The organism is Enterobacter cloacae complex sp. P15RS, from assembly GCF_014895905.1.
Taxonomy (GTDB): domain Bacteria; phylum Pseudomonadota; class Gammaproteobacteria; order Enterobacterales; family Enterobacteriaceae; genus Enterobacter; species Enterobacter quasihormaechei.
Map to the genome: position 1 here is coordinate 1 of NZ_JADBQL010000006.1, position 23,040 is coordinate 23,040.

23 protein-coding genes are annotated in these 23,040 nt (G+C 57.6%); 19 read left to right on the top strand and 4 right to left on the bottom strand.

Going from position 1 to position 23,040, the window contains the following annotated elements:
• Positions 1 to 251: 251 nt before the first annotated feature.
• Positions 252 to 1,205, top strand: a complete 954-nt coding sequence (locus tag IM267_RS03785) for a nickel/cobalt transporter (RefSeq protein ID WP_193032809.1) — start codon at positions 252 to 254, stop codon at positions 1,203 to 1,205.
• Between the two features lie 33 nt (positions 1,206 to 1,238).
• Here the strand turns inward: IM267_RS03785 and proP are convergent, their stop codons facing one another.
• Positions 1,239 to 2,741, bottom strand: a complete 1,503-nt coding sequence (proP, locus tag IM267_RS03790) for a glycine betaine/L-proline transporter ProP (protein ID WP_063449819.1) — start codon at positions 2,739 to 2,741, stop codon at positions 1,239 to 1,241.
• Between the two features lie 645 nt (positions 2,742 to 3,386).
• Between proP and kdgT the strand changes: the two genes are divergently transcribed.
• Positions 3,387 to 4,379 carry a 2-keto-3-deoxygluconate transporter gene (gene kdgT / locus IM267_RS03795; RefSeq protein ID WP_193032863.1) on the top strand — a complete coding sequence of 331 codons (993 nt, stop codon included), beginning with the start codon at positions 3,387 to 3,389 and terminating at the stop codon, positions 4,377 to 4,379.
• Positions 4,380 to 4,411: 32 nt separating this feature from the next.
• Here the strand turns inward: kdgT and IM267_RS03800 are convergent, their stop codons facing one another.
• Positions 4,412 to 5,290 (bottom strand): diguanylate cyclase regulator RdcB family protein, encoded by an 879-nt coding sequence (locus IM267_RS03800; protein ID WP_193032811.1) that lies wholly within the window; start codon positions 5,288 to 5,290, stop codon positions 4,412 to 4,414.
• Complete coding sequence (gene crfC, locus IM267_RS03805; RefSeq protein ID WP_193032813.1) at positions 5,287 to 7,641, bottom strand: clamp-binding protein CrfC; 2,355 nt, start codon at positions 7,639 to 7,641, stop codon at positions 5,287 to 5,289. The genes IM267_RS03800 and crfC overlap by 4 nt, the downstream gene beginning before the upstream one ends.
• A 589-nt stretch (positions 7,642 to 8,230) precedes the next feature.
• Between crfC and IM267_RS03810 the strand changes: the two genes are divergently transcribed.
• The 16 genes from IM267_RS03810 (at position 8,231) to phnP (ending at position 20,059) form a co-directional block, all read left to right on the top strand.
• Entirely contained in the window at positions 8,231 to 8,566 is a 336-nt protein-coding gene (locus IM267_RS03810; RefSeq protein WP_063449823.1) for a zinc ribbon domain-containing protein YjdM, read from the top strand.
• An 80-nt stretch (positions 8,567 to 8,646) separates the two neighbouring features.
• The gene (gene yjdN / locus IM267_RS03815) at positions 8,647 to 9,078 is read left to right on the top strand and encodes a VOC family metalloprotein YjdN (protein WP_107534489.1); all 432 of its coding nucleotides are present in this window, start codon (positions 8,647 to 8,649) and stop codon (positions 9,076 to 9,078) included.
• 173 nt (positions 9,079 to 9,251) lie between these two features.
• A complete protein-coding gene (gene phnC, locus IM267_RS03820; protein ID WP_193032814.1) occupies positions 9,252 to 10,040 on the top strand; it encodes a phosphonate ABC transporter ATP-binding protein in 789 nt (262 codons plus the stop codon).
• A 23-nt stretch (positions 10,041 to 10,063) separates the two neighbouring features.
• Positions 10,064 to 11,080: a phosphonate ABC transporter substrate-binding protein gene (phnD, locus tag IM267_RS03825; RefSeq protein ID WP_193032816.1), complete on the top strand. Its 1,017-nt coding sequence runs from the start codon at positions 10,064 to 10,066 to the stop codon at positions 11,078 to 11,080.
• A gap of 102 nt (positions 11,081 to 11,182) precedes the next feature.
• Positions 11,183 to 11,962, top strand: coding sequence for a phosphonate ABC transporter, permease protein PhnE (phnE, locus tag IM267_RS03830; RefSeq protein WP_032646912.1), 780 nt, complete (start codon positions 11,183 to 11,185; stop codon positions 11,960 to 11,962).
• 20 nt (positions 11,963 to 11,982) lie between these two features.
• A complete protein-coding gene (gene phnF / locus IM267_RS03835) occupies positions 11,983 to 12,708 on the top strand; it encodes a phosphonate metabolism transcriptional regulator PhnF (protein WP_063865481.1) in 726 nt (241 codons plus the stop codon).
• Positions 12,709 to 13,161, top strand: coding sequence for a phosphonate C-P lyase system protein PhnG (phnG, locus tag IM267_RS03840; protein WP_063865482.1), 453 nt, complete (start codon positions 12,709 to 12,711; stop codon positions 13,159 to 13,161). It abuts the gene before it with no gap.
• Positions 13,158 to 13,742 (top strand): phosphonate C-P lyase system protein PhnH, encoded by a 585-nt coding sequence (gene phnH, locus IM267_RS03845; RefSeq protein WP_045630769.1) that lies wholly within the window; start codon positions 13,158 to 13,160, stop codon positions 13,740 to 13,742. Before phnG ends, phnH begins: the two co-directional genes overlap by 4 nt.
• Positions 13,742 to 14,806, top strand: coding sequence for a carbon-phosphorus lyase complex subunit PhnI (locus IM267_RS03850; RefSeq protein ID WP_193032818.1), 1,065 nt, complete (start codon positions 13,742 to 13,744; stop codon positions 14,804 to 14,806). The genes phnH and IM267_RS03850 overlap by 1 nt, the downstream gene beginning before the upstream one ends.
• On the top strand, positions 14,799 to 15,644 hold the full coding sequence (gene phnJ, locus IM267_RS03855) for an alpha-D-ribose 1-methylphosphonate 5-phosphate C-P-lyase PhnJ (protein WP_063449829.1): 846 nt from the start codon (positions 14,799 to 14,801) through the stop codon (positions 15,642 to 15,644). Before IM267_RS03850 ends, phnJ begins: the two co-directional genes overlap by 8 nt.
• The gene (gene phnK / locus IM267_RS03860) at positions 15,641 to 16,396 is read left to right on the top strand and encodes a phosphonate C-P lyase system protein PhnK (RefSeq protein ID WP_063449830.1); all 756 of its coding nucleotides are present in this window, start codon (positions 15,641 to 15,643) and stop codon (positions 16,394 to 16,396) included. The genes phnJ and phnK overlap by 4 nt, the downstream gene beginning before the upstream one ends.
• Before the next feature lie 106 nt (positions 16,397 to 16,502).
• The gene (gene phnL, locus IM267_RS03865; RefSeq protein WP_193032820.1) at positions 16,503 to 17,183 is read left to right on the top strand and encodes a phosphonate C-P lyase system protein PhnL; all 681 of its coding nucleotides are present in this window, start codon (positions 16,503 to 16,505) and stop codon (positions 17,181 to 17,183) included.
• Positions 17,180 to 18,316 (top strand): alpha-D-ribose 1-methylphosphonate 5-triphosphate diphosphatase, encoded by a 1,137-nt coding sequence (gene phnM, locus IM267_RS03870; RefSeq protein ID WP_063865485.1) that lies wholly within the window; start codon positions 17,180 to 17,182, stop codon positions 18,314 to 18,316. Before phnL ends, phnM begins: the two co-directional genes overlap by 4 nt.
• Complete coding sequence (phnN, locus tag IM267_RS03875; RefSeq protein WP_107534481.1) at positions 18,313 to 18,864, top strand: ribose 1,5-bisphosphokinase; 552 nt, start codon at positions 18,313 to 18,315, stop codon at positions 18,862 to 18,864. The genes phnM and phnN overlap by 4 nt, the downstream gene beginning before the upstream one ends.
• The gene (gene phnO, locus IM267_RS03880; RefSeq protein ID WP_193032822.1) at positions 18,857 to 19,291 is read left to right on the top strand and encodes an aminoalkylphosphonate N-acetyltransferase; all 435 of its coding nucleotides are present in this window, start codon (positions 18,857 to 18,859) and stop codon (positions 19,289 to 19,291) included. Before phnN ends, phnO begins: the two co-directional genes overlap by 8 nt.
• A 9-nt stretch (positions 19,292 to 19,300) precedes the next feature.
• Positions 19,301 to 20,059, top strand: coding sequence for a phosphonate metabolism protein PhnP (phnP, locus tag IM267_RS03885; RefSeq protein ID WP_193032823.1), 759 nt, complete (start codon positions 19,301 to 19,303; stop codon positions 20,057 to 20,059).
• An 81-nt stretch (positions 20,060 to 20,140) separates the two neighbouring features.
• Here phnP and yjdP read toward each other — a convergent pair whose 3' ends face one another.
• Complete coding sequence (yjdP, locus tag IM267_RS03890) at positions 20,141 to 20,464, bottom strand: DDRRRQL repeat protein YjdP (RefSeq protein ID WP_058652447.1); 324 nt, start codon at positions 20,462 to 20,464, stop codon at positions 20,141 to 20,143.
• A gap of 305 nt (positions 20,465 to 20,769) precedes the next feature.
• On the opposite strand from yjdP, the gene fdhF reads away from it, so the two are divergent.
• A complete protein-coding gene (fdhF, locus tag IM267_RS03895) occupies positions 20,770 to 22,917 on the top strand; it encodes a formate dehydrogenase subunit alpha (protein ID WP_193032825.1) in 2,148 nt (715 codons plus the stop codon).
• The last annotated feature ends 123 nt before the right edge of the window (positions 22,918 to 23,040 follow it).

A 23,040-nucleotide genomic window follows, 5' to 3' on the forward strand; every position in this document is an offset into this window, starting at 1 on the left:
CTCTTCAACCGACCGGGTTGCCTGTGAAGTGATTCACATCCGCCGTGTCGATGGAGGCGCATTATAGGGAGTTCCCGAGCGACCGCAACAGAAAAGTTGCAAAAAAATGACTGACTGCTGTATTCCCCAGCAAAACCCCGCCTTATACCCTTTTACGCACAGAGTTATCCACAATCCATTGACGATCCTTGTGTGATCCAGCCAATTGAACACTATACTAGCGGCAAATATTTCTCTCACGGGTCAACATCATGACGACACAGCGACTTTATCGAGACTGGCGTATCCCAACCGCCGGGCTCACCGTGCTGGTGTTGCTTACGGCAGGTTTTGTTCTTCATACTCACTGGAATGCTTTTATACAGTGGTGCCTCGCCACCCAGATCGCCCTGCACCGTTATCTGGTGATGTATCTGCTGCAACTTAATAACCATCAGTACAGCGGTGGGCTGTGGTTGTTAACCGGTGCATTTCTTTATGGCGTACTCCATGCAGTTGGACCGGGGCACGGCAAATTTATCGTCGCCACGTATCTCACTACTAATAAAGAGAGCCAGCTCGCGGCGCGCGTCGTACCGTTTATCGGTAGCCTGATGCAGGGCGTCAGCGCGATCCTCTTTGTCTTTATCCTGGCGGTTGGATTGAACCTCGCGTCAGGGGATATCAGCACCAGCCGTTGGTATGTTGAGAAAATCAGCGCCGTACTGATTGCCGCCTTCGGTGCGTTTATCATCTATCAGGCGCTAAGCAGTCTGCGTCCGCGCAAAATGGCGATTAACGCCATCAAGCCGCTTCACCAGCATGATGAACGCTGTGGCTGCGGCCATCACGGCGTAGGGATGGATCTGGCAAAAAGCGACTGGAAAACCCGTCTGGGCGTGGTGCTGGCCATTGGCGCACGCCCGTGCAGCGGGGCAATTATGATCCTGATGTTCTCGAATGCGCTCGGCATCGTTAGCTGGGGGATTGCTGCTGTGATGACAATGTCGCTGGGCACGGCACTGTCGATTATGGGGCTATCGCTGGCGGTACGTTACGCGCGTGAACGAACAGTCGCCTGGTTTGGCGGCGGCTCTTCGCTGAACTGGATGGTGCCGATGGTCAAAATTGCCGGAGGGATTGTGCTGATCCTGTTCGCGACTGTCCTGTTCCTGACGGTGATCCCCATTAGCGCCAACGGGGATTACATCGCCGCAGGATGCTAATAAAAGAAAACCCGCCAGCGGCGGGTTTTTTTATTACTCGTTAATTCTCGGATGCTGGTCAACCAGGCGAGAACGTTTTTTCTGAAGCTCTTCAATCTCTGCGTCAATATCTTCAATCTTCTGCTCTACGTTATCGTAGTGCTCGCGCAGGATCTCCTTCGCTTCCTGAATATCAGACGCCGCAGGCGTTGCCCCTTTCAGCGGACGGTTCGCCGTCTCCTTCATGGTAATACCGGTAATCAGGCCGATCACCGCGATGACCATCAGATAGTAAGCAGGCATCATCAGGTTCTGCGTGCTCTCCACCAGTGAAGCGGCAAGCGTCGGCGTCAGGCCGGCAATCAGAACGGAGATATTAAAGGCCGCCGCCAGCGCGCTGTAGCGAATATGCGTCGGGAACATTGCCGGCAGCGTAGAAGCCATTACCCCGATGAAGCAGTTGAGGATCACCGCCAACATCAGCAGGCCGGCGAAAATCAGCCCCAGCACGTTGCTGTTAATCAGGATAAAGGCCGGAATAGCCAGCGCGAACAGCGCGACGCTACCGAGAATGATGAATGGCTTACGGCCAAAGCGGTCACTCAGCAGGCCCATAATCGGCTGCACGAACAGCATACCCACCATGATGGCGATAATAATCAGCACGCCGTGATCTTCCGAGTAGTGCAGGTTATGCGACAGGTAGCTCGGCATATAGGTCAGCAGCATGTAGTAGGTCACGTTGGTGGAAATCACCAGACCGATACAGGTCAGCAGGCTGCGCCAGTGTTTGGTCGCAATCTCCTTGAACGACACTTTCGGACCGTCCTGCAACCCTTCGCGGTCGCCCTGCTCCAGCTTTTCAACGTGCTGCTGGAACGCAGGCGTCTCTTCCAGAGCGTGACGCAGGTAAAGACCGATGATGCCCAGCGGCAGCGCCAGGAAGAACGGAATACGCCAGCCCCAGTCGAGGAAGTTCTGTTCACCGACGACGGTCGAGATCAGAACCACAACCCCTGCGCCCATGACGAACCCGGCAATCGAGCCAAAGTCGAGCCAGCTGCCCATAAAGCCGCGTTTACGGTCCGGGGAATACTCGGCGACAAAAATCGATGCGCCGGTATATTCGCCGCCAACCGAGAAGCCCTGCGCCATCTTACAGATCAACAGCAGGATCGGCGCCCATATACCAATGGTCGCATAGGACGGAATAAGGCCGATACAGAATGTACTTATCGACATGATGACAATGGTAATAGCCAGGATCTTCTGGCGACCATATTTATCACCCAGCATGCCGAAGAACAGGCCACCGAGAGGACGAATAAGGAAGGGAACAGAGAACGTACCCAGCGCGGCAATCATCTGCAAGCTGGGATCGGCACCGGGGAAGAACACTTTACCAAGCGCGTAGGCAACGAAGCCGTAGACACCAAAATCGAACCACTCCATCGCATTACCGAGCGAGGCCGCTGTAATCGCTTTGCGCAGTTTTGCGTCATCAATAATGGTGACATCGCGCAGCGTGATGGGTTTTACTTTTTTCCTTCTAAGCATAGCTTTCCTCGTAGACTCAGCCCCGTCCAATTCACAGCGCATTTCAGGCTGTGAACGCGAGATCCGCTCCATGCGAATCTCCTTATTCAAGCGTAGCAGGTTTACTTACATTGACGTTTTATGTCGATACAACCGAACCTGTTGACGCCTGTCTGGGCAGTTAAAGATCTTTTTACCCTACCAGCGTTTATATATGTGATCAACTTCACATATATTTTTCCTGCGCGTAAGTTGGCTTCAGGTTTTGTCAATTCACTATAAATAAGGTCATTCTCATCCCCCTTATCAAACACATCTTAACGTCCGTTATTATTCCTCTTAAAACGAAAAACAATCACATTTCTTCACACCGAATTTACACAAAATTTAATTATTAACAGTGTGGATTCCTGTTTACTTTCAATATGTGACGAAGATAACTAAAACAGTGTTTTATTTTCATTGAATCGCAATTCCAAAGATCGCATGATAAATCCGAACACGATATCTCAACGGCTTTCACATGAAGGAACACAGAAAGCCTTAATGTCGCTTTACAGCATAAGTCACGAATCGATTGTTCCCCGCAAAGGGCAATTTATTGAATTTGTTGATCTATTTTTTGAGATTTCCGCCAGCCACGCGGGCGAGATGTGAGGGTTAATGATGAAGATTAAAGCAACAATAGAACGCATCCCGGGTGGGATGATGCTGGTCCCGCTGGTACTTGGTGCGATATTAAATACGCTGGCCCCGAACACCGGTGCTTATTTTGGTGGTTTTACAAAAGGTATGATTACCGGAACGGTTCCGATTCTGGCAGTCTGGTTCTTTTGTATCGGCGCGTCTATTAACTTGCGTGCAACAGGTACGGTATTACGTAAATCAGGGACGCTGGTCATTACCAAAATTGCGGTCGCCTGGGTCGTTGCCATGATCTGTGCGATGTTCATTCCGGAGAATGGCATTCAGACCGGCTTCTTCGCCGGATTATCCGTTCTGGCCATTGTCTCCGCAATGGATATGACCAACGGCGGACTCTATGCCAGCCTGATGAATCAATATGGTACCAAAGAAGAATCGGGTGCGTTCGTGCTGATGTCCCTGGAATCGGGTCCGCTGATGACCATGTTGATTCTGGGTTCTGCCGGCCTTGCCTCTTTTGAACCACACCACTTTGTTGGGGCGATCCTGCCGTTCCTGATTGGCTTTGCGCTGGGCAACCTCGATCACGATCTGCGCGATTTCTTCAGCAAAGCCACCCCGGTACTGATCCCGTTCTTCGGCTTCGCGTTGGGCAATACCATCAACCTGAACGTAATTCTGGAAACCGGACTGCTGGGGATTGTGCTGGGTGTTGCCGTCATCGTCATCACGGGTATTCCGCTGATTATCGCAGACCGCGTCATCGGGGGCGGCAACGGAACCGCGGGCGTGGCCGCTTCTTCAGCCGCAGGCGCTGCGGTAGCCAACCCGGTGATTATCGCCCAGATTAACCCGGCCTTTGAACCGGTTGCCGCGTCCGCCACGGCCCTGGTTGCCGCCAGCGTGATTGTGACGGCGATTCTGGTCCCGATCATCACGGCGCTGTACGCCAGACGCTTTGGCCATGTGCCTGAGACCCAGGCAGAACCTAAAGCGGTAGAAATGCACCACTAAGCCGTTCGCCCCCTCCTTAAAAGAGGGGGCAATCACGCACCAAACATCTCTTCCACCATGCCATCCACCAGCCGTTTTGCCGAACAGAGTCTCGGCATGCCCAGCGCCACCGTTTGCCAGCTCTGCGTCACTGACCAGCTTACCGGATGTTTATCCGCCTGACACCAGTCCCCCAGCCAGCCCAGCATACCTTTATATTCCAGCAGGCCAGGAGAGGCGGGCGTGGACAGCCACTGATGGTAAAAATGCCGGGTCGTGGGAGAGGCATCAATCCCCTGTGCCAGATAGTTTGCGGCCATGCTGCGCAGGTTATCTTTTAGCATGGCCGCCACATCGCCATTCGCCAGACGACAGGCATCGCCAAAAGCGCCCCAGCGCAACTCTTCCAGCGCGATAAAGCAGCGGCCAGCCAGCGACCAGCCGTCATACTGCCCGGCTCGCCAGCGGGTAAAAATTTGTTCGCTGTGCTCACCCGCCTGAACTATGAGGCCGCGCTGCGCGAGCGCTTTCTCTTTATAGGCGGCACGCTGGTTGAAATGGGCGGAAAGCGCCTCGTACTGTTGCAACAATCCGGGAGACTGAGAGATGCGTGGATTAACCTGCTGGCGCAGGGCTACCAGCCTGTCTGCCATACGGGTCAGCGCCAGGTGTCCGGGGTCGAGCATACCGACCAGTTTCTCCGCCAGCCCCAGCCGCAGTGCTGCATTTTCGTTGAGCATTCCCGCCATTGCCCACGGCCGCAGCCGGGTCTGCGTAACAATCTCCTGCGTCAAACGCTCACGAAATTGCAGCTGCTGTGGCCCCAGAAGAGAGTGACGTGCAGCATCCGCCCCCTGGACCAAATCGACCATAAATTTTGGATGAATACACTCCAGCGTCCGCCCGGGACCGTCCAGTAGCCGTGTTGTCATGGTTGCTCTGCCGCGAAAAGGGTTTGAATATCATCGCGTAACAGTCGGGTATCTTCCTGAATCCACGCCGCAGTGGTCATACTTTGCTTCAACAACTGGCTAAGCGCTCGGGTTGAGTGCTCATTCTGCTGCCGCACGGCAAGGCTATCACGCAAGCTTTCCTGTAACCCGGTCAGGCATAACGAAAACTCCGCAAAGAACGTTGCCATACCCGCCGTAACAGAGACATCGACCTGCGCAGCCAAAGCTTTACGGATTTGATCGCAAAACTGATCGGTATGCTGCGTAAATTTGCCACGGAGCTGAGCGATGTCGATAACATATCGGGTGCGCGTCACCACGTACTCTTCCCAGCCCCAGCCGGGATGATTGAGCCAGCGCGCGACGGTATCGCGCACGCTGCCCGCCCCTGTTGGCGGAGTGGCGGGAGGGATGTCCTGCACAATGGCATTATTAAACAGGCCGCGCGTATTGAAATTAAGCTGGTTTGCCTGAAACGCCGGAAAGCTAATCCGCGCCCGAAAGCCGGCATGACTGAGATGTTCTTTAATTCGCGTCTCGATGGGGCGCATCGCCTCATTCAGCGATCGGGCCAGCGTGGATTCCAGCTGATCGAAGCGTAACGCCAGCTCCCGGCCAATTTTGCTCTGCGCATCCAGCATAATCCGCTCGCATGACGATCGGATCTTACTCAGCACAATCTGCGCCTGCCCTTCATCGTCAAGCACCAGCTGTTGGATCGCATCCGCGTCGTCTGCACGCAAACGGGCTGGGTCGCCTCCCGCTAAATCAAGAACAGACGGGCGGCTAAAGATGTCGGCCAGCGCCTGGTGAAGCTCACCTTTCTGACGAAGCAGGAATGCGTCCGTTGCGTTGAGCGCTTCTTCTACTTCATGCTGGACTTCATCGCCCACCACGCTCTGCCGCTGATGCAGCATCGCCATATCCTCTTCCAGGCGTGTAATATTCCGCTCCAGTTCATCAAAGGCGACCGTCAGTCCCTGATGGCGAAAATCCAGGTATTCTCTGGCGTTTTGCGCATAATTGAGCAGCTTATGCGAGGCCGACCGCAGCGCGAACAGCGAGGCGTTGGCGTAAGCCGCGTAAATCAATTTACGGATCGGTTGTTCGAACAGCGAATCCTCCCACAGCAGATCCGCCGCATGGCGAATATGGTCAATATCGTCCAGATCGGCCGTTCGCCAGCGACGACCCAGCGCAGCCTCGGCAAAATCCTGCACCCAGGGCTGATCCTGATGATCGGGCAGCCGCCCGTGGAAGTTCATCTCATAGCGGGCGCGGTTCGCCAGATAGGCCCACATGGACGAGACCGGATAAATTTTCCCTGGAGAGATATTTCCTTTCATCAACGTGCCGGAAATCATCGCCCGCACCTGCTCTTCATCGTCGCTGTTACGATCTTTCTGGTCGAATTTATTGACCAGGGCATAAAGCGGCACGGATTTCCCCGCCGCCGAAATTGCCTGACGAACCTCTGCATCAGAAATGGATTTTAGCTGGGTATAGTCCATCACCGCCAGCACGGCGGAGGCGCGCGCCAGCTGTTCGCTGAGCATTTTTTGCAGGTGCGGCTGACCGGCCTCGTTCGGCCCCGGCGTGTCGAGCAGCGTCAGTTGCCCCAGGTGCGCATCCAGACCGGCGAGATGCATAAACTCCACCTCAATCACCGGTATATGTTCAATCGCGGCATACTCAGAAAAAGGAAACTCCACGCCCAGCGCCTGGGAAAGCCGCACCAGATCGTTCAGGCTTTTCAGACAATGAAAGATGGGCTCCGCGCCGAGGTGGTGTTTTTCAAACGCCTCCCCTTTTTCGATGCGCTCCAGCAGCGTATTCATGTCCTTGTCGATCTCCAGCCGCCGCGCCAGCTTGCCGCGGTCGTTATCGCACAACTTCTTCTGTAGCTGGGAGATCAGGGTATCAATAGGCGAAACGTGCAAAAAATGCAGCACCGGCTCCTTCTGGCCCGGCGTGTGGCGGATCAGCGTGGGAAGTGCCGTCATCGGACGATTGCGGTTCGGCAGTACTTCAGTGCCCACAATCGCATTAATGGTGGTCGATTTTCCCGCCTTCATGGTACCCACAATCGCCAGCACCATTTCGAGGCGGGTTATTTTGCGTAATTCGTTATTCAGCATCGCCTGCTGCGCGTCGACGCCCCGGGCGCTAAAATGTAATGGCAAAACGTTGTTATTAACGCCGCTCATGGCAGCGGCTGTGCTATCCAGCTTTGCGATCGGCATTGATTTTAATGAATCAAGATTGTTCAGCGCGAGCTGTAACAAACGTTCAGCTTCCTGGCTTAATTCAAATATGGTCTGTGTGTGCATGATAAAAGCCTTTCCTTAACGCAAATTTATTACTTTTATTAAGCCACATTGTTTTAATTATACTTTTCAGGCTTATATGATCACGTATGGAAAACATGTTCATTTAATACAACTAACTGAAGGTAATGAGAATTTAAATCCTGACTTGTAATACGTGTAAAACGTCCCTCTGGCCAGAAAGCCAAAAGTGAATAGACAAAACGCATTTTCAGGAAACATCAGGATATATCATCGTTATTTACCCACCAAAAAAGAGAGGTATTCCCTGACGCCAAAAGATGTATGGCCTCAGAGAGGGAGATAAATAACGGCTTGTTCCTTCACCTTATCCGAAATGGCCCAGCGTAGCAATTTGCTGTAATAAAATATTCGATATATTTAACATCCCTTCGCTCTCTGCCGTTCAGGGCATACGCTTCTTTTTATTCACTGACGGTACGCGTCATCTCTGGCGCGCTGGCGCACTATTTTCCTTAAACAATATCACCGACAAAAGTGGGGATTTGCGTTATACTCGCTGCCTTTTTCGGCACACTGCCGTCATTTAGCTGGCATTTTCCAGCGTGTTAACACTTTTGAGGATACCAACATGCAACTTCCCCACTGCCCGAAATGCAATTCTGAATATACCTATGAAGACAACGGCATGTTCGTTTGCCCGGAATGCGCTCATGAATGGAACGATGCGGAGCCAGAGCAGGACAGCGATACGCCGATCGTAAAAGACGCGAACGGCAACCTGCTGGCGGACGGCGACAGCGTTACCGTTGTGAAAGATCTGAAGGTAAAAGGCAGCTCCTCCATGCTGAAGATCGGCACTAAAGTCAAAAATATCCGTCTGGTTGAAGGCGATCATAATATTGACTGCAAAATTGACGGCTTCGGTCCGATGAAACTGAAATCTGAGTTCGTGAAAAAGAACTGATTTACCCGCCCGGTGACGCTTCGCTTACCGGGCGTTTGGGAACTACACTTAACGGGCTTTTCCTACGTGAGGTAAAGATTATGCCGTTAAGTCCCTACATCTCTTTCGCCGGCAACTGTGCGGAGGCCACCGCCTTCTATCAGCAGGCCGTCGGCGCAGAACTCCTCTACAAAATCACCTTCGGCGAAATGCCTAAAGACGAAAACAGCGAAGAAGGCTGTCCGTCAGGCATGCAGTTCCCGGATTCCGCCATCGCCCACTCTAACGTTCGCATCGCGGGCAGCGATATTATGATGAGCGACGGGATACCGCCTGGCAGCAACGCGCAATACGCGGGTTTCACGCTGGTGCTCGACACCCAGGATGTGTCGGAAGGCAAGCGCTGGTTCGACAACCTTGCCGACGGCGGGAATATCGAAATGGCCTGGCAGGAAACCTTCTGGGCGCACGGTTTCGGTACTGTGACCGATAAATACGGCGTGCCGTGGATGATTAACGTCGTTAAATCGTAGGCCAGATAAGCGCAGCGCATCCGGCAACAGCGCCCGGTGGCGCTGCGCTGACCGGGCCTACGGTGATTGTCATCAAATCCCCCTCAACTCTTCAACTTTCCGCAACCGAGACTTAACCCAAATGTCATATTGATGCGCCAGCATGAGGCCACATTTATCGTGAGGCCCAGCACATGCACACTGTCATCCGCGTCGAGAAACTGAGCAAAACCTTCAATCACAACAAGGCGCTGCATGCCGTTGATCTGACCGTCCAGCAGGGCGAAATGGTAGCGCTGCTGGGGCCGTCCGGTTCAGGAAAATCTACCCTTCTGCGTCACTTAAGCGGCCTTATCACCTGCGACAAAACGCCGGAATGCCGCGTCGAGCTGCTGGGTAACACCGTGCAGCATGCGGGCCGTCTGGCGAGCGATATTCGCAAAAGCCGCGCCCAGACGGGCTACATCTTTCAGCAGTTCAACCTGGTGAACCGCCTGACGGTGCTCGAGAACGTGCTGATTGGCGCGCTCGGCAGCACCCCGTTCTGGCGTACCTGCCTGCGCTGGTTCTCCCCTTCCCAGAAACAAGAAGCCTTACAGGCGCTGACTCGCGTCGGCATGGCGCATTTCGCCCACCAGCGCGTGTCCACGCTGTCCGGCGGGCAGCAGCAGCGCGTCGCCATTGCCCGCGCCCTGATGCAGAAAGCCAAAATCATTCTGGCCGATGAGCCCATCGCCTCGCTGGATCCGGAGTCGGCCCGCATCGTGATGGAAACCCTGCGCGACATCAACCAGAACGACGGCATCACCGTGGTGGTGACGCTGCATCAGGTGGATTACGCCCTGCGCTACTGCGAGCGCATCGTCGCCCTGCGTCAGGGCCACGTGTTCTTCGATGGCGCCAGCCACCAGTTTGATAACGAACGTTTTGATCATCTCTACCGCAGCGTAAACCGCGTCGAAGAACGCGCGCAGGCTGCTTAACGCCCCGATAACGAGGAATGGAAATGAACTACAAAGCCGTTGCCGCGCTGGCCTTCATCAGCATGTTCAGCATCAGCACCCTGTTAAGCCCGGCCTACGCCGAAGAGCAGGAAAAAGCGTTGAACTTTGGCATCATTTCAACGGAATCACAGCAAAACCTGAAGCCGCAGTGGGAACCGTTCCTGAAGGATATGGAAACCAAACTGGGGATCAAAGTGAACGCCTTCTTCGCCCCGGACTATGCGGGCATCATCCAGGGAATGCGCTTCAACAAAGTGGACATCGCGTGGTACGGCAACCTCTCTGCCATGGAAGCTGTGGACCGCGCCAACGGCCAGGTCTTTGCCCAGACCGTTGCGGCAGATGGCTCCCCAGGCTACTGGAGCGTGCTGATCGTGAACAAAGACAGCCCGATCAACACCCTCAACGACATGATCGCCAAACGCAAAGAGCTGACCTTGGGTAACGGCGATCCGAATTCCACGTCTGGCTTCCTTGTGCCGGGTTACTACGTCTTCGCGAAAAACAACATCTCCGCCAGCGACTTCAAGCGCACGGTGAACGCCGGCCACGAAACCAACGCCCTGGCCGTAGCGAACAAGCAGGTAGACGTTGCCACCAACAATACCGAAAACCTCGACAAGCTGAAGACCTCCGCGCCGGACAAGCTGAAAGCGCTGAAGGTGATCTGGAAATCACCGCTGATCCCGGGCGACCCGATCGTGTGGCGTAAAAACCTCTCCGAAAGCACCAAGGACAAGGTCTACGACTTCTTTATGAACTACGGCAAAACGCCGGAAGAGAAAGCGGTGCTGGCGCGCCTGGGCTGGGCACCGTTCCGCGCGTCCAGCGATTTGCAGCTGGTGCCGATTCGCCAGCTGGCGCTGTTCAAACAGATGCAGGGCGTGAAGGACAACAAAGGGCTCAAGGAAGAAGAGAAAACCAGCAAGGTCTCTGAGCTTCAGGCGCAGCTGGACGATCTCGACCGCCTGACCGCCGCGCTCGGCGCAATGACCAGCGTGAATAAAGCGGTGCAGTAACGCTTTTCGCCCGGTGGCGCTGCGCTTACCGGGCCTTCATTTTGGATCGTAGGTCGGATAAGCGTCGCGCCATCCGGCACACAAAGAACCACGGAGTCAAACATGCAAACCATCACCCTCCCGCCGCCGAAGCGCAGCTGGTTCTCGCTCATAAGCTGGGCCATTCTGCTGGCAGTGCTGGTTATCTCCTGGAAAGGCGCAGAGATGGATCCGCTGCTGCTCTTCAAAGATTCCGGCAATATGGCGACCTTCGCCGCCGACTTCTTCCCGCCGGACTTCAGCCAGTGGCAGGACTACCTCGGTGAAATGGCAATCACCCTGCAAATCGCCGTCTGGGGCACCGCCCTCGCCGTCATTCTCTCCATTCCCTTCGGCCTGATGAGCGCCGAGAATATCGTGCCATGGTGGGTATACCAGCCGATGCGCCGCCTGATGGACGCCTGTCGCGCCATCAACGAAATGGTCTTTGCGATGCTGTTCGTGGTGGCCGTCGGTCTGGGGCCGTTCGCGGGCGTGATGGCGCTGTTCATCCACACCACCGGCGTGCTCTCCAAGCTGCTCTCGGAAGCGGTTGAAGCCATCGAGCCCGGCCCGGTGGAAGGCATCCGCGCAACCGGCGCCAACAAAATCGAAGAGATCCTCTACGGCGTCCTGCCGCAGGTGATGCCGCTGCTCATCTCCTATTCGCTGTACCGCTTCGAGTCCAACGTTCGCTCCGCCACCGTGGTCGGCATGGTGGGCGCAGGCGGGATTGGCGTCACGCTGTGGGAAGCGATTCGCGGTTTCCAGTTCCAGCAAACCTGCGCCCTGATGGTGCTTATCATCGTCACCGTCAGCCTGCTGGATTTCCTCTCTCAACGCTTGCGTAAGCACTTCATCTGATAAGCGAGGCTTTGATTGGTATGCACTTATCCAGACATCCGACCAGTTACCCTACCCGCTGGCAAGAGATTGCGGCCAGGCTCGAAGTGGAGCTGCGCACGCATTACCGCTGCGGTGACTACCTGCCCGCCGAGCAGCAGCTTGCCGACCGCTACGAAGTGAACCGCCACACCCTGCGCCGCGCCATTGACCAGCTGGTCGAGCGCGGCTGGGTCCAGCGCCGTCAGGGCGTCGGCGTGCTGGTGCTGATGCGCCCGTTTGACTACCCGCTCAACGCCCAGGCGCGCTTTAGCCAGAACCTGCTCGATCAGGGCAGCCATCCCACCAGCGAAAAACTGCTTTCGGTCCTGCGCCCGGCCTCCCGCCACGTGGCGGACGCGCTCGGGATCCAGGAGGGTGACAACGTCGTACACCTGCGCACGTTGCGCCGGGTCAACGGCGTGGCGGTCTGCCAGATTGACCATTACTTCGCGGACCTCACCCTCTGGCCCGTGCTGCAACATTTCGCCAGCGGTTCCCTGCATGATTTTCTTCAGGACGCGACCGGCATTGCGCTCAAGCGCACCCAGACGCGCATCAGCGCCCGCCGGGCACAGGCGAAAGAGAGCAAGGTGCTGGAGATCCCCAATATGGCCCCGCTGCTCTGCGTGCGCACCCTCAACCACCGTGACGGCGAGGTCAACGCAACGGAATACTCCGTCAGCCTGACCCGCGCCGACATGATTGAATTCACCATGGAGCACTGAATGCACTTCGACACCTCCACTCGTCAGCGCTGGATGCGCGTGCTGGCCCACAGCCAGCCTGCTGCGCTGGCCGCCCGCATGAACGCTCTCGGCCTGACGCCGGACTACGACACGATCCGCGCGCCGGAGATCGGCCTGGTGCAGATCCAGGCACGCATGGGCGGCACCGGCGAGCGCTTCTTCGCTGGCGATGCCACTCTCACCCGCGCGGTGATCCGCCTTAACAGCGGCACGCTGGGTTACAGCTACGTACTTGGGCGCGACAAAACGCACGCCGAGCGCTGCGCGGTGATCGACGCGCTTTTACAGGAACACCCGCATTTCCAGACGTTAATGGAAACCCTTATTGCCCCGCTGGAAGCTGACCGCGCCGCACGTCTTGCCGCGCGTCAGGCCGAAGTGAACACCAGCCGGGTCGACTTCTTTACGCTCGTTCGCGGAGACAACGCATGACGCTTCAACCTGCCTTTACCCTGGCCGTCCAGGATGCCCAACAAAGTTTCCGTCGCCTGCTGAAGGCCATGAGCGAGCCCGGCGTGATCGTCTCGCTGCACCAGCTTTCGCAGGGCTGGCTGCCGCTCAACCTCGCCTCTACCAGCGTGCTGCTGACGCTGGCGGACAACGACACCCCGGTATGGCTGTCAGGCGCATTGCTGAACGATATCGCCAGCCAGAACCTGCGCTTTCACACCAGCGCGCCGCTGGTCGATCAGCCCCAGCAGGCGGTCTTTGCCGTGGCCGACGAACAGATCAGCCATGAACAGCTTAATGCCCTGAGCGAAGGCAGCGCCGTCGCACCGGAAACCAGCGCCACGCTGATCCTGCAAGTCTCCAGCCTGAGCGGTGGCCGCATGCTTCGCCTGACGGGCGCAGGCATCGCCGACGAGCGGATGGTCGCGCCCCAGCTGCCGGAGTGCATCATCCATGAGCTGACCGAGCGTCCGCACCCGTTCCCGCTCGGCATTGACCTGATCCTAACCTGCGGCGAACGCCTGCTGGCGATCCCGCGGACCACTCACGTGGAGGTGTGCTGATGTACGTTGCCGTCAAAGGGGGGGAAAAGGCGATCGCCGCCGCCCATGCCTTACAGGAGCACAGACGCCGGGGGGATGACGCGCTTCCCGAGCTGAGCGTCGCCCAGATTGAACAGCAGTTAAATTTGGCCGTCGACCGCGTAATGACCGAAGGCGGCATCGCGGACCGCGAGCTGGCGGCGCTGGCGCTGAAACAGGCCAGCGGCGATAACGTGGAAGCTATCTTCCTGCTGCGCGCCTACCGCACTACGCTGGCGAAGCTGGCGGTGAGCGAGCCGGTGAACACGGCGGAAATGCGTTTAGAGCGCCGCATTTCAGCGGTGTACAAAGACATTCCCGGCGGCCAGCTGCTTGGCCCGACCTACGACTACACCCATCGTCTGCTGGACTTCACGCTGCTGGCGAATGGTGAAGCCCCTCAGCTCAGCGCCTCTGACGCTGAACAAGACGCCTCTCCGCACGTTTTTAGCCTGCTGGCAAACCAGGGGCTGGCGAAGGCGGAGGAGGACACCGGCAGCACACCGGATGACATCACCCGCACGCCGCCGGTCTACCCGTGTTCACGCTCGTCCCGCCTGCAACAGCTGATGCGCGGCGACGAAGGGTATCTGCTGGCGCTGGCCTACTCCACACAGCGTGGGTACGGGCGCAACCACCCGTTCGCGGCAGAGATCCGCAGCGGCTATCTCGACATCGACATTGTGCCCGAAGAGCTGGGTTTTGCGGTGAACATCGGCGAACTGCTGATGACCGAATGTGAAATGGTCAACGGTTTTGTCGCGCCAGACAATGAAGATCCGCACTTTACCCGCGGCTATGGGCTGGTGTACGGCCTGAGCGAGCGCAAGGCGATGGCGATGGCGCTGGTTGACCGTGCGCTCCAGGCGCCGGACTACGGCGAGCCAGTCTCCGGCCCGGCGCAGGACGAAGAGTTCGTGCTGGCCCACGCGGATAACGTTGAGGCCGCAGGCTTTGTCTCGCACCTCAAGCTGCCGCACTACGTCGATTTCCAGGCCGAACTGGAACTGCTGAAACGCCTGCAACGGGAGCGCGCCAATGGCTAACTTAAGCGGCTACAACTTTGCCTATCTGGATGAGCAAACGAAACGCATGATCCGCCGCGCCATTCTTAAAGCAGTGGCGATCCCCGGCTATCAGGTGCCGTTTGGTGGCCGTGAAATGCCGATGCCGTACGGCTGGGGCACCGGCGGCATTCAGATCACCGCCAGCGTGATCGGCGAAGCGGACGTGCTGAAGGTCATCGATCAGGGGGCAGACGACACCACCAACGCCGTGTCGATCCGCCACTTCTTTAAGCGCGTAACGGGCGTCAACACCACAGAGAAAACCGAGGATGCGACGCTGATCCAGACCCGCCACCGCATCCCGGAAACTCCGCTGACCGAAGATCAGATTTTGATTTTCCAGGTGCCGATCCCGGAGCCGCTGCGCTTTATCGAGCCGCGGGAAACCGAAACCCGCACCATGCATGCCCTGGAAGAGTACGGGATCATGCAGGTCAAACTGTATGAAGACATCGCCCGCTTCGGCCATATCGCCACCACCTACGCCTACCCGGTGAAGGTGAACGGCCGCTATGTGATGGACCCGTCGCCGATCCCGAAATTCGATAACCCGAAGATGGACATGATGCCTGCCCTGCAACTCTTTGGTGCCGGACGTGAAAAACGCATCTATGCCGTACCGCCCTACACCCGCGTCGAAAGTCTGGATTTTGACGATCACCCGTTTACGGTGCAGGAGTGGGACGAGCCGTGCGCCATCTGCGGTTCAAAGCACAGTTATCTGGATGAAGTGGTGCTGGACGACACGGGCAAACGAATGTTTGTCTGCTCCGACACCGATTACTGCCGCCAACAGAGCGAGGCGAACGGCCAATGAAACCGCTGCTTTCGGTTAATAACCTGACTCACCTTTATGCGCCGGGCAAAGGCTTCAGCGACGTGTCGTTTGAGCTGTGGCCGGGCGAAGTGCTGGGCATTGTCGGCGAGTCCGGCTCCGGTAAAACCACCCTGCTGAAGTCTATCTCCGCGCGCCTGACGCCGCAGAACGGCGACATTCTGTATGAAGGCAAATCCCTGTACGCCATGAGCGAGGCCGAGCGCCGCCGCCTGCTGCGCACCGAGTGGGGCGTGGTGCATCAGCATCCGATGGACGGCCTGCGCCGTCAGGTGTCGGCGGGAGGCAATATCGGCGAACGGCTGATGGCCACCGGCGCGCGCCACTACGGCAACATCCGCGCCACCGCGCAGCGCTGGCTGGAGGAGGTGGAAATCCCCGCCTCGCGCATCGACGACCTGCCAACGACCTTCTCCGGCGGCATGCAGCAGCGCTTGCAGATTGCCCGCAATCTGGTCACCCATCCGAAGCTGGTGTTTATGGATGAACCGACCGGCGGGCTGGACGTCTCCGTGCAGGCGCGCCTGCTCGACCTGCTGCGCGGCCTGGTGGTGGAGCTGAACCTGGCGGTGGTGATTGTCACCCACGATCTGGGCGTTGCGCGCCTGCTGGCGGACCGTCTGCTGGTGATGAAGCAGGGCCAGGTGGTGGAAAGTGGGCTGACCGACCGCGTGCTCGACGATCCACATCATCCGTACACCCAGCTGCTGGTGTCGTCGGTGTTGCAGAACTGAGGGCGCTGTTGCCGGGTGGCGCTGCGCTTACCCGGCCTACTAACAGCGCACCTGTAGGCCGGGTAAGGCGAAGCCGCCACCCGGCAAAACGAATCGCGAGGCCAAAATGATCCACGTTGAAAATGTCAGTAAGACCTTTGTGCTCCACCAGCAAAACGGCGTCCGCCTGCCGGTACTGCAAAATGCCTCGTTAGAGGTCAGCGGCGGCGAATGCGTGGTGCTGCATGGCCATTCCGGCAGCGGGAAATCCACTCTGCTGCGTTCCCTGTACGCCAACTATTTGCCGGACGAAGGCCATATCCATATTTACCATAACAATGAATGGATCGATCTGGTCCAGGCCCCTGCGCGCAAAGTACTGGAAGTGCGCCGTACAACGATCGGCTGGGTCAGCCAGTTCCTGCGGGTGATCCCGCGGATCTCCGCCCTGGACGTGGTGATGCAGCCCCTGCTGGATCTTGGCGTCCCGCGCGAAACCTGCGCTGCTAAAGCCGCCAGCCTGCTGACGCGCCTCAACGTGCCGGAGCGTCTGTGGCACCTCGCCCCGTCGACCTTTTCCGGTGGCGAGCAGCAGCGCGTGAACATCGCACGCGGCTTTATCGTCGATTACCCGATTTTACTCCTCGATGAACCCACCGCCTCGCTCGACGCTAAAAACAGCGCAGCGGTGATGGATCTGATCGAACAGGCCAAAGCGCGCGGGGCGGCGATCGTCGGGATCTTCCACGACGACGCCGTCCGCAATCGCGTGGCGGACAGGCTGCATCCAATGGGGACAAACGTATGATTATCAATAACGTCAGGCTGGTGCTGGAAAATGAGGTCGTGAACGGCTCGGTTGAGGTCCGGGACGGCGTCATCCGCGCGTTTGCCGAAACCCAGAGCCGCTCCCCGGAGGCGATGGACGGCGAAGGCGGCTGGCTGCTGCCGGGGCTGATTGAGCTGCACACCGATAATCTGGACAAATTCTTCACTCCCCGCCCGAAGGTGGACTGGCCCGCCCATTCGGCGATGAGCAGCCACGACGCGCTGATGGTCGCCAGCGGTATCACCACGGTGCTGGACGCGGTGGCGATCGGCGACGTGCGCGACGGCGGCGATCGTCTGGAGAATCTGGAAAAGATGATCAACGCCGTGGAAGAGACGCAAAAGCGCGGCCTCAACCGCGCCGAGCACCGCCTGCACCTGCGCTGCGAGCTGCCGCACCACACCACGCTACCGCTGTTTGAAAAGCTGGTCGGGCGCGAGCCGGTGTCGCTGGTTTCGCTGATGGATCACTCCCCGGGGCAGCGCCAGTTCGCCAACATTGAAAAATATCGCGAATACTATCAGGGCAAATATTCTCTCAGCGATGCGGAGATGGCGCGCTATGAAGAAGAGCAACTGGCGCTGGCAGCCCGGTGGTCGCAGCCGAACCGCCTCTCCATTGCCGCGATGTGCCGCGACCGGAATATCGCGCTGGCCAGCCATGACGACGCCACGCACGATCACGTATGCGAATCTCACCAGCTTGGCAGCGTGATCGCCGAATTCCCCACCACGTTCGAGGCGGCTGAAGCCTCCCGCAAGCACGGTATGAACGTGCTGATGGGTGCGCCGAACATCGTGCGCGGCGGCTCGCACTCCGGCAACGTGGCGGCAAGCTCGCTGGCCTCGCTCGGCCTGCTGGATATCCTCTCATCTGACTATTACCCCGCCAGCCTGCTGGACGCGGCCTTCCGCGTCGCGGACGATGAAGATAACCGCTTTACGCTGCCGCAGGCGATCCGTCTGGTGACGAAAAACCCGGCCAGCGCGCTCAACCTTCACGATCGCGGTGAGATTGCCGAAGGAAAACGGGCAGACCTGGTGCTGGCGCACCGTAAGGGCGAGCACATTCATATCGACCACGTCTGGCGTCAGGGAAAAAGGGTGTTCTGATGGGAAGACTCATCTGGTTAATGGGCCCGTCCGGCTCCGGGAAGGACAGCCTGCTGTCGGCGTTACGGCAGCGGGAACATTCACAGCTGCTGGTGGCGCACCGCTACATTACCCGCGCGGCGAACGCCGGGAGTGAAAACCATATCGCCCTGAGCGAGCAGGAGTTTTTTACCCGCGCCGGGCAAAACTTGCTGGCGCTGAGCTGGCACGCGAACGGCTTTTATTACGGCGTCGGCATCGAGATCGACCTCTGGCTGCACGCGGGCTTCGACGTGCTGGTCAACGGTTCACGCGCGCATCTGCCGCAGGCCATAGCCCGGTACGAAGCGGCGCTGCTGCCGGTCTGTTTGCAGGTTTCTCCGGATATTCTGCGCAGCCGCCTGCAAAGCCGGGGGCGCGAAAATGCGCGTGAGATCGACCAGCGGCTGGAACGTGCGGCGCGCTACACCCCATCGGGCTGTCACGTCCTCAATAACGACGGAAGTTTGCTACAGTCAGTCGAGACCTTTTTATCGCTTATTCGCCAGAAGGAGAGACAGCATGCCTGACTGCCAGCTTCGCCCCGCCACCGCCGACGATGCACAAATTGTTTACGCCCTGATCTGTGAACTGAAGCAGGCAGAGTTCGATCACCAGGCGTTTCACGCTGGTTTTCTGGCCAACCTTCAGGATCACAATATGCGCTACCAGCTTGCCGAGCTGGACGGGCAGGTCATCGGCATGATCGGCCTGCACATGCAGTTTCACCTGCACCATGCCCGCTGGATCGGCGAGATCCAGGAACTGGTGGTGATGCCGCAGGCGCGCGGGCTAAAGGTGGGCAGCCAGCTGCTGGCCTGGGCAGAGGACATCGCGAGGCAGGCAGGTGCCGAGCTGACTGAGCTTTCCACCAGCGTAAAGCGCGCGGATGCGCACCGTTTTTATGTTCGTGAAGGGTATACGCAAAGCCATTTCCGCTTCACCAAACCGCTGTAGAGGTGCGTTATGAGTCTGACCATCACGTTAACGGGAACCGGAAGCGCGCAGCTGGTGCCGGTGTTTGGCTGCGACTGTGCCGCGTGCCGAAGGGCGCGCTTGCAGGAAAATTATCGCCGTCGCCCCTGTAGCGCGGCGGTTAAATTCAACGATGCGGTCACCTTGCTGGACGCGGGTATTCCGCACCTGATGGACAACTGGCCTGCGGGCAGCTTCCAGCAGTTTTTGCTTACCCATTATCATATGGATCACGTTCAGGGGCTTTTCCCTCTGCGCTGGGGCGTAGGCGCCACCATTCCCGTCTACGGTCCGCCAGACGAGGCAGGCTGTGACGATCTGTTCAAACATCCGGGCATCCTGGATTTCAGCCACACGGTCGAGCCGTTCGTGATGTTTGAGCTACAGGGCCTGCGGGTGACGCCGCTGCCGCTCAACCATTCTAAACTCACGTTTGGCTATCTGCTGGAGTCCGCCCACAGCCGCGTGGCGTGGCTGTCTGATACCGCCGGACTGCCGGATAAAACGGTGACGTTTCTGCTTAACAACCAGCCGCAGGCGATAATCATCGACTGTAGCCATGAACCGCGTCCGGAGACGCCGCGCAACCACTGTGATTTAAATACGGTGACGGCCCTGAACGAGGTAATTGGCTGTCCGCAGGTGATCCTGACGCATATCAGCCATCAGTTTGACGCGTGGATGATGGATAACCCGCTGCCGGACGGCATTGAAGCGGGATATGACGGGATGGTTTTGGTTCTCGACTGAGTTCTGCCGGGTGGCGGCTGTGCCTTACCCGGCCTACGCTCCAGGTTTTGTAGGCCTGCGTAAGCGAAGCGCCACCAGGCTTTAGCCTCGATCGTAATCATCCTCTAACCGACGCTCATCTTCTTCTAACCGACGCCTGTCGTCATCCAGCTGGCGCTGACGCTCGTCTAAACGCTGGCGTCGATCCTCTAACTGCCGGCGACGATCGTCGTACTGCCGGCTGTCGGTTTGACGGCTGCGATCGTAACGATCGTCGTCATCGTCATTACGGCTGCTGCCGGGGTTATAGGCGTCGTTGATCGCCTGCTGAATATTGCCAATGGCATCATCAATCACATCGGCGTGCGCCAGCTGGCTGGTTAAAGTCAGCAAGCCAAATAACAGGGCGGTAGAGTAACGTTTCATAAGGCCAGACTCGCAGGTGAACTGGCCTTAAGGTAATGACTGGCTATTGGCGGGAGTAGCGGAGGAATCTCAAATTGCCCTCACCTGCGCCGCGCCGCTCAGGCTTGCCGACATCTTTTTGACGTGACGGAAATTCAATCCACGTCACATCCCTGCCCTTTCGACACGTCAATTTTGACGATTGGCTGTTTTTCGTCAGGGTTTTGCTCCGCAAACGGTCGTAACGTCAGGAAATACCCCTATTAAAAAAATGGCATAGATGCTGCATAAAGGGCAGGTAAGAACTGTTTAACGGGAGCAAAGTGATGAAAAAGGTCGTCACGGTTTGCCCTTATTGTGCCTCAGGTTGCAAGATCCACCTGGTGGTCGATAACGGCAAAATCGTCCGGGCGGAAGCGGCGCAGGGTAAAACCAATCAGGGCACGCTGTGCCTGAAAGGGTATTACGGCTGGGATTTTATTAACGATACCCAAATCCTCACGCCGCGCCTGAAAACCCCCATGATCCGCCGCGAGCGCGGTGGCAAGCTGGAAGCCGTCTCCTGGAATGAAGCGCTGGATTATGTCGCCACGCGCCTCAGCGCCATCAAGGCCAAGTATGGCCCGGATGCGATTCAGACCACCGGCTCCTCGCGCGGGACGGGGAACGAAACCAACTACGTGATGCAAAAATTCGCGCGCGCCGTTATTGGTACCAATAACGTCGACTGCTGCGCTCGCGTCTGACACGGCCCATCGGTTGCAGGTCTGCACCAGTCGGTCGGTAATGGCGCAATGAGCAATGCCATCAATGAGATAGATAACACCGATCTGGTGTTTATCTTCGGTTATAACCCGGCGGATTCTCACCCTATCGTCGCGAACCACGTGATTCGCGCCAAACAGAACGGGGCGAAAATCATCGTCTGCGATCCGCGCAAAATCGAAACCGCGCGTATTGCCGATATGCACATCGCACTGAAAAACGGCTCGAACATCGCGCTCTTGAACGCGATGGGGCACGTTATTATTGAGGAAAATCTGTACGACCAGGCGTTTGTCGCCACGCGTACGGAAGGGTTTGAAGAGTACCGGAAAATTGTCGAAGGCTACACGCCGGAGTCGGTAGAGTCGATAACCGGCGTGAGCGCGCAGGCGATCCGCCAGGCCGCACGCATGTACGCCGGGGCCAAAACCGCCGCCATTCTGTGGGGCATGGGCGTCACCCAGTTCTATCAGGGCGTGGAAACCGTGCGTTCCCTGACCAGCCTCGCGATGCTGACCGGAAATCTGGGTAAAGCGCATGTCGGCGTGAACCCGGTGCGCGGTCAGAATAACGTGCAGGGTGCGTGCGACATGGGCGCGCTGCCGGACACGTATCCAGGCTATCAGTACGTGAAGTACCCGGAAAATCGCGAGAAGTTTGCGAAGGCCTGGGGCGTGGAGAGCCTGCCGGAACACACCGGATACCGCATCAGCGAGCTGCCGCACCGCGCGGCGCACGGCGAAGTGCGGGCGGCCTACATCATGGGTGAAGATCCGCTCCAGACCGACGCCGAGCTGTCAGCGGTGCGCAAAGGCTTTGAGGATCTGGAGCTGGTGATTGTCCAGGATATCTTTATGACCAAAACCGCGGCGGCAGCGGATGTGATTCTCCCGTCGACCTCCTGGGGCGAGCATGAAGGCGTCTACACGGCGGCGGACCGCGGCTTCCAGCGCTTCTTTAAGGCGGTCGAGCCGAAGTGGGATTTGAAAACCGACTGGCAGATCATCAGCGAAATCGCCACTCGCATGGGCTACCCGATGCACTACAACAACACCCAGGAGATCTGGGACGAGCTGCGTCATCTGTGCCCGGACTTCTACGGTGCCACCTATGAAAAAATGGGCGAGCTGGGTTATATCCAGTGGCCGTGCCGGGACGAGTCGGAGGCCGACCAGGGGACGTCTTATCTCTTTAAGGAGAAATTCGATACCCCGAACGGGCTGGCGCAGTTCTTCACCTGCGACTGGGTCGCGCCGATCGATAAACTCACTGACGAGTTTCCGATGGTGCTCTCCACCGTGCGCGAAGTGGGCCACTACTCCTGCCGTTCAATGACCGGCAACTGTGCCGCGCTGGCGGCGCTGGCGGACGAGCCGGGCTACGCGCAGATCAACACCGCCGACGCCGAACGGCTCGGTATTGAAGATGAAGCGCTGGTATGGGTGAACTCGCGTAAGGGCCGCATCATTACCCGCGCACAGGTCAGCGACCGTCCGAACAAAGGGGCTGTTTACATGACCTACCAGTGGTGGATTGGCGCCTGTAACGAACTGGTGACGGAGAACCTCAGTCCGATAACCAAAACGCCGGAGTATAAATACTGCGCCGTCAACGTGGAGCCGATTGCGGATCAGCACGCGGCGGAACAGTATGTGATCGACGAATATAACAAGCTGAAGGCCCGACTGCGTGAAAGCGCAATGGGTTAATGCTGTTAAATAATCGCTGACTAAATGGGGTGAGATATTCACCCCATTATTATTTCTTGCGCCAATATTAATTACATCTATATATATTTCTGAAGGCGTCTCGCAGAAAAATGTAATTTGCGC

Coding starts and splice junctions, on each gene's coding strand:
- IM267_RS03785 (WP_193032809.1), top strand. CDS start 252: ATGACGACACAGCGACTTTATCGAGACTGGCGTATCCCAACCGCCGGG.
- proP (WP_063449819.1), bottom strand. CDS start 2,741: ATGCTTAGAAGGAAAAAAGTAAAACCCATCACGCTGCGCGATGTCACC.
- kdgT (WP_193032863.1), top strand. CDS start 3,387: ATGAAGATTAAAGCAACAATAGAACGCATCCCGGGTGGGATGATGCTG.
- IM267_RS03800 (WP_193032811.1), bottom strand. CDS start 5,290: ATGACAACACGGCTACTGGACGGTCCCGGGCGGACGCTGGAGTGTATT.
- crfC (WP_193032813.1), bottom strand. CDS start 7,641: ATGCACACACAGACCATATTTGAATTAAGCCAGGAAGCTGAACGTTTG.
- IM267_RS03810 (WP_063449823.1), top strand. CDS start 8,231: ATGCAACTTCCCCACTGCCCGAAATGCAATTCTGAATATACCTATGAA.
- yjdN (WP_107534489.1), top strand. CDS start 8,647: ATGCCGTTAAGTCCCTACATCTCTTTCGCCGGCAACTGTGCGGAGGCC.
- phnC (WP_193032814.1), top strand. CDS start 9,252: ATGCACACTGTCATCCGCGTCGAGAAACTGAGCAAAACCTTCAATCAC.
- phnD (WP_193032816.1), top strand. CDS start 10,064: ATGAACTACAAAGCCGTTGCCGCGCTGGCCTTCATCAGCATGTTCAGC.
- phnE (WP_032646912.1), top strand. CDS start 11,183: ATGCAAACCATCACCCTCCCGCCGCCGAAGCGCAGCTGGTTCTCGCTC.
- phnF (WP_063865481.1), top strand. CDS start 11,983: ATGCACTTATCCAGACATCCGACCAGTTACCCTACCCGCTGGCAAGAG.
- phnG (WP_063865482.1), top strand. CDS start 12,709: ATGCACTTCGACACCTCCACTCGTCAGCGCTGGATGCGCGTGCTGGCC.
- phnH (WP_045630769.1), top strand. CDS start 13,158: ATGACGCTTCAACCTGCCTTTACCCTGGCCGTCCAGGATGCCCAACAA.
- IM267_RS03850 (WP_193032818.1), top strand. CDS start 13,742: ATGTACGTTGCCGTCAAAGGGGGGGAAAAGGCGATCGCCGCCGCCCAT.
- phnJ (WP_063449829.1), top strand. CDS start 14,799: ATGGCTAACTTAAGCGGCTACAACTTTGCCTATCTGGATGAGCAAACG.
- phnK (WP_063449830.1), top strand. CDS start 15,641: ATGAAACCGCTGCTTTCGGTTAATAACCTGACTCACCTTTATGCGCCG.
- phnL (WP_193032820.1), top strand. CDS start 16,503: ATGATCCACGTTGAAAATGTCAGTAAGACCTTTGTGCTCCACCAGCAA.
- phnM (WP_063865485.1), top strand. CDS start 17,180: ATGATTATCAATAACGTCAGGCTGGTGCTGGAAAATGAGGTCGTGAAC.
- phnO (WP_193032822.1), top strand. CDS start 18,857: ATGCCTGACTGCCAGCTTCGCCCCGCCACCGCCGACGATGCACAAATT.
- phnP (WP_193032823.1), top strand. CDS start 19,301: ATGAGTCTGACCATCACGTTAACGGGAACCGGAAGCGCGCAGCTGGTG.
- yjdP (WP_058652447.1), bottom strand. CDS start 20,464: ATGAAACGTTACTCTACCGCCCTGTTATTTGGCTTGCTGACTTTAACC.